Raw genomic sequence first — 4,337 nt, forward strand, 5'->3', positions numbered from 1 at the left:
GCCCCGCCCCCATGGCCAGCCGCAGCGCACGGAACTTCGCCGAGATCGACCCGTCGGTGACCCGCATGTACGTGTCGCCCTGCTCGGGGTCGTGCAGCGTCATGTACGCGATGTCGGTGGCCAGCAACTGCCTGGCCCGGTGCACGATCGCCTCCAGCACCGCGTCGAGGTCGCGCAGCGCGGCCAGGTCGCCGGCCGTGTCATAGAGCGCCGACAGCTCGGCCTCCCGCCTGGCCCGCCGCTTGAGCAGCGCGCGTACCTTCAGCGCCTCGACCTTGGCCTGCTCCAGCTCCTCGATCGTGGCCGCGTCGGCCCCCGCGGCCCTGGCCTGGATGATCGGCCCCTCGAACTCGACCGCCGACGCCTCCCTGGCCAGCAACTCCAGGAATTGAATAGTCACTATCGGGCCGTCCAGCCGCCGTCCAGGGGCAGGGAGACGCCCGTGATGAAGCCGCCGGACGGGCCGCACAGGTAGGCGACCAGGTCGGCCACCTCCTCGGGCTCGATCAGGCGCTTGATCGCGGCCGGCTGCAGCATGATGTTCTCGACGACCTCGCCGGGCTCGATGCCGTGCACCCTGGCCTGGTCGGCGATCTGCGCCTCCACCAGCCCGGTCCGCACGTAGGCCGGGCAGACGCAGGTGGAGGTCACCCCGTGGGGCGCCCCTTCCAGCGCCACGACCTTGCTGAACCCCTCCAGCGCGTGCTTGGCCGTCGTGTACGCCGACTTGTACGGCGACGCCCGCAGCCCGTGCACCGACGAGATGTTCACGAACCTGCCCCAGCCCCGGGCGTACATGCCGGGCAGCACCTTCCGCGCGATCAGGAACGGCGCCTCCACCATGACCCTCAGCATCGTCCCGAACACCTCGGGCGGGAACTCCTCGATCGGCGCGACGTGCTGGAACCCCGCGTTGTTCACCACGATGTCGACCGGCTCGTCCGGCAGCGCGCCGGCGAACCCGGGGTCGCTCAGATCGGTCACCACGGCCACGCCGCCGATCTCGGCGGCCACCTTCCCCGCGGGCTCGGCACGCATGTCGACGACCAGCACCCTGGCCCCCGCCGCGGCCAGTCGCCGCGCGCAGGCCGCCCCGATGCCGCCCCCGGCCCCCGTCACCAGCGCGGTCCGCCCCGTCAGCTCCTTCGCCATACGACGAACCCTAGGCGCTCGTCCCGCCGGGACGCATGGGCGCTGCCGACATAGATCGGTGCCAGGCTATGTGGATCACCGGATCTGCTATCTTGACCACATGATCGCGTATTCGTTCCAGTGGTGGCCCGCCTTCTAAGCGGACCCCCGGCGTATACGCATACCGGCCGCCTCGACGAGGCGGCCTTTCGCATGCGGGCCCCCGTCGAGCGATGACAAAAGGGAGCTCGACATGACCACCTGGCCCGAACTTCTCACCACGCTGCTCGACGGCGTGTCGCTCAGCTCGCGCCAGGCCGCCTGGGCCATGGAGCAGATCATGTCGGGGGCGGCGACGGACGCCCAGATCGCCGCGTTCGCCATCGCCCTGCGCGCCAAGGGCGAGAGCGTGGCCGAAGTGTCCGGGCTGGCCGACGGCATGCTCGCCAGATCGGCCGCGATCCGGGTCTCCGGCGACCCTGTCGATCTCGTCGGCACCGGCGGCGACCGCGCCAACACCGTGAACATCTCCACGATGGCCGCCATCGTGGCCGCCGCCGCGGGCGTCAAGGTGGTCAAACACGGCGGCCGGGCGGCCTCCTCCATGGCGGGCGCCGCCGACGTGCTGGAGGAGCTGGGCGTGGTCCCCGATCTGCCGCCGGCCGCGGTGGTCAGCATCGCGGACGAGGTCGGCATCACGTTCTGCTTCGCGCCCGCCTTCAACCCGGCGTTGAAACGTACGTCGGGGCCGCGCCGCGAGCTCGGCGTCCCCACCGTGTTCAACTTCCTGGGCCCGCTCACCAACCCCGCCCTGCCGCCCGCGCAGGCGGTCGGCGTCTTCCACCCCGACCTGGCGCCGGTCATCGCGGGCGTCCTGGCCGAGCGCGGCGGCTCCTCGCTCGTCTTCCGCGGCGACGACGGGCTGGACGAGCTGACCACCAGCGGGACCTCGACGGTCTGGATCGTCCGCCGCGGCACCGTGACACGGACGACGTTCGACCCCGCCGACCTGTCGATCCCGCGCGCCCGCCCCGAGGACCTGCGCGGCGGCGACGCGCGGCACAACGCCGCCGTGGCCCGCGCGGTCCTCGCGGGCGAGCAGGGCCCGGTGCGCGACGTCGTCCTGCTGAACGCGGCCGCCGCCGTCGTGGCCGCCGAGGGCGTGCCGCGGCTGCCCGGCCTCACGTCCGCGCTGGCCGGGGCCTACAAGCGGGCCGCGGACGCGGTCGACTCCGGCGCCGCGCTGTCCCTGCTCACCCGCTGGGGGCAGGCCACGCGGTCGGTGTCACGGCCTGGTCATTGACAGTACGTCGAGCGCGGCGTCGAGCTGGGCCTCGGTCAGGGTGCCCGCCGCCACGTGGCCGCGCTCGACGACGACCTGCCTGATCGTCTTGCGCTCCGCCAGGGCCTGCTTGGCGATCTTGGCGGCCTCCTCGTAGCCGACGTACTTGTTCAGCGGGGTGACGATCGACGGGGACGACTCGGCGTACTCGCGCAGGCGGTCGATGTTGGCCGTGATGCCGGCCACGCAGCGGTCGGCGAGCAGCCGAGAGACGTTCGCCAGCAGCCTGATCGACTCCAGGATGTTGCGCGCGATGACGGGCAGTTGCACGTTCAGCTCGAATGTGCCGGACGCGCCGGCGAACGTGATCGCCGCGTCGTTCCCGATCACCTGGGCCGCGACCATGGCCGTGGCCTCGGGGATCACCGGGTTGACCTTGCCCGGCATGATGGACGAGCCGGGCTGCAGGTCGGGCAGGTTGATCTCGGCCAGCCCTGCGCGTGGGCCCGAGCCCATCCAGCGGAGGTCGTTCGCGATCTTGTTGAGCGAGACCGCGACCACTTTGAGCTGTCCGGACAGCTCGACGATGGAGTCCTGCGCGCCCTGGGCCTCGAAGTGGTCCACGGCCTCGCGGAACTGGATGCTGGTGGCCTCGCGCAGCCGGCCGACGGCCTCCCGCGCGAACCCCTGCGGCGTGTTGATCCCGGTGCCCACCGCCGTCCCGCCCAGCGGCAGCTCCAGTACGTGGGCGAGCGCCGTCGTGACGCGTACGACGCCGTGCTCGATCTGGGCGGCGTACCCGCCGAACTCCTGGCCGAGCGTCACCGGGGTCGCGTCCATGAGGTGCGTCCGCCCCGACTTCACCACCCCGTCGAACTCGATCGCCTTCATCCGCAACGCCTCCGCCAGATGATCGAGCGAGGGCAGCAGGTGGTACGTCACCTCGGTCGCCGCCGCCACGTGAATCGCGGTCGGGAAGACGTCGTTGGACGACTGGGAGGCGTTCACGTGGTCGTTCGGGTGTACGGGACGGCCCAGCCGCTCCTCGGCCAGCGTCGCGATCACCTCGTTGGCGTTCATGTTGGACGAGGTGCCCGAGCCGGTCTGGAAGACGTCGATCGGGAAGTGCACGTCGTGCTCGTTCTCCGCCACGTCGGCGGCGGCCTGCGCGATCGCCTCGGCCATGTCCTTCTCGATCACGCCGAGCTCGCCGTTGACCTCGGCGGCGACCGCCTTGATCAGGCCCAGCGCGGCGATGTGCGACGGCTCCAGCCGTCTGCCCGAGATCGGGAAGTTCTCCACTGCCCGCTGGGTCTGCGCGCGCCACTTGGCGCCGACCGGCACGCGTACCTCGCCCATCGAGTCATGTTCGATTCTGAACTCGCTCATGGTTCCCAGTCTGACCCACGAGCGCGCGCCCGGCCGGGTACGCCCCGGCCGCTCGCCGCCCTGTCGCGGGCGGCGAGCGGGGGATCAGCTCGAGAAGAGCGCCACGATGAGTACGGCGATCACCACGGCGGCCGCGGCGGCCACCGCCATGAGCACCAGCATGCCGTTGCGGTTGCCCTCGGGCTGCTGCTCCTCCCGGCCCGCGATGGCGAACAGGTCCGTCCCCAGACCCTGGCCGTCGTGAACCCCCTGCTGTGGTGCTCCCTGCTGTGCCCCTTGCTGAGCAGCACCCTGGTACGGCCCCTGCTGGGGTCCCTGCGGCGTCTGCTGTTGCGGCGGCCCAGGCCGCCGGCCCATCTGCTGCGGAGGCAGCGGGTAGACCTGCTGGCCAGGCGAGCCCTTCGGAAGCTGGATCCGCGTGGTGACGGCGCCCTCGTCGGCCGGCGGCTGCGGCGGGCCCTGCTCCGAGGGCCCCTTGGGACTCCTGATGCTCATGGTCCGCTCAGGATCGAACCCACCCTCAGCCACCGCCCCC

General features: G+C 71.7%; 3 protein-coding genes and 2 pseudogenes. 1 reads left to right on the plus strand and 4 read right to left on the minus strand.

Translation table 11 applies throughout. The annotated features are described in order from the left end of the window. Both ITP53_RS54115 and ITP53_RS54120 read right to left on the minus strand, forming a co-directional pair. Positions 1-400, minus strand: a pseudogene (locus ITP53_RS54115) (diguanylate phosphodiesterase); the annotation flags it as partial. Further along, the gene (locus ITP53_RS54120; RefSeq protein ID WP_195903265.1) at positions 400-1,152 is read right to left on the minus strand and encodes an SDR family NAD(P)-dependent oxidoreductase; all 753 of its coding nucleotides are present in this window, start codon (positions 1,150-1,152) and stop codon (positions 400-402) included. The gene ITP53_RS54120 and the pseudogene ITP53_RS54115, both read right to left, overlap by 1 nt. Positions 1,153-1,384: 232 nt before the next feature. Between ITP53_RS54120 and trpD the strand changes: the two genes are divergently transcribed. Beyond that, complete coding sequence (trpD, locus tag ITP53_RS54125; RefSeq protein WP_195903266.1) at positions 1,385-2,434, plus strand: anthranilate phosphoribosyltransferase; 1,050 nt, start codon at positions 1,385-1,387, stop codon at positions 2,432-2,434. Here trpD and ITP53_RS54130 read toward each other — a convergent pair. Continuing rightward, a complete protein-coding gene (locus tag ITP53_RS54130; protein ID WP_195903267.1) occupies positions 2,417-3,802 on the minus strand; it encodes a class II fumarate hydratase in 1,386 nt (461 codons plus the stop codon). The genes trpD and ITP53_RS54130 overlap by 18 nt on opposite strands. 84 nt (positions 3,803-3,886) lie before the next feature. Further along, a pseudogene (locus ITP53_RS54135) lies at positions 3,887-4,337 on the minus strand (hypothetical protein); the annotation flags it as partial.

Source organism: Nonomuraea cypriaca (assembly GCF_015645445.1).
Classification (GTDB): domain Bacteria; phylum Actinomycetota; class Actinomycetes; order Streptosporangiales; family Streptosporangiaceae; genus Nonomuraea; species Nonomuraea cypriaca.

Bases quoted from the DNA above. Each gene is read 5' to 3' on its own strand.
- trpD (WP_195903266.1), top strand. From the start codon at position 1,385: ATGACCACCTGGCCCGAACTTCTCACCACGCTGCTCGACGGCGTGTCG.
- ITP53_RS54120 (WP_195903265.1), bottom strand. From the start codon at position 1,152: ATGGCGAAGGAGCTGACGGGGCGGACCGCGCTGGTGACGGGGGCCGGG.
- ITP53_RS54130 (WP_195903267.1), bottom strand. From the start codon at position 3,802: ATGAGCGAGTTCAGAATCGAACATGACTCGATGGGCGAGGTACGCGTG.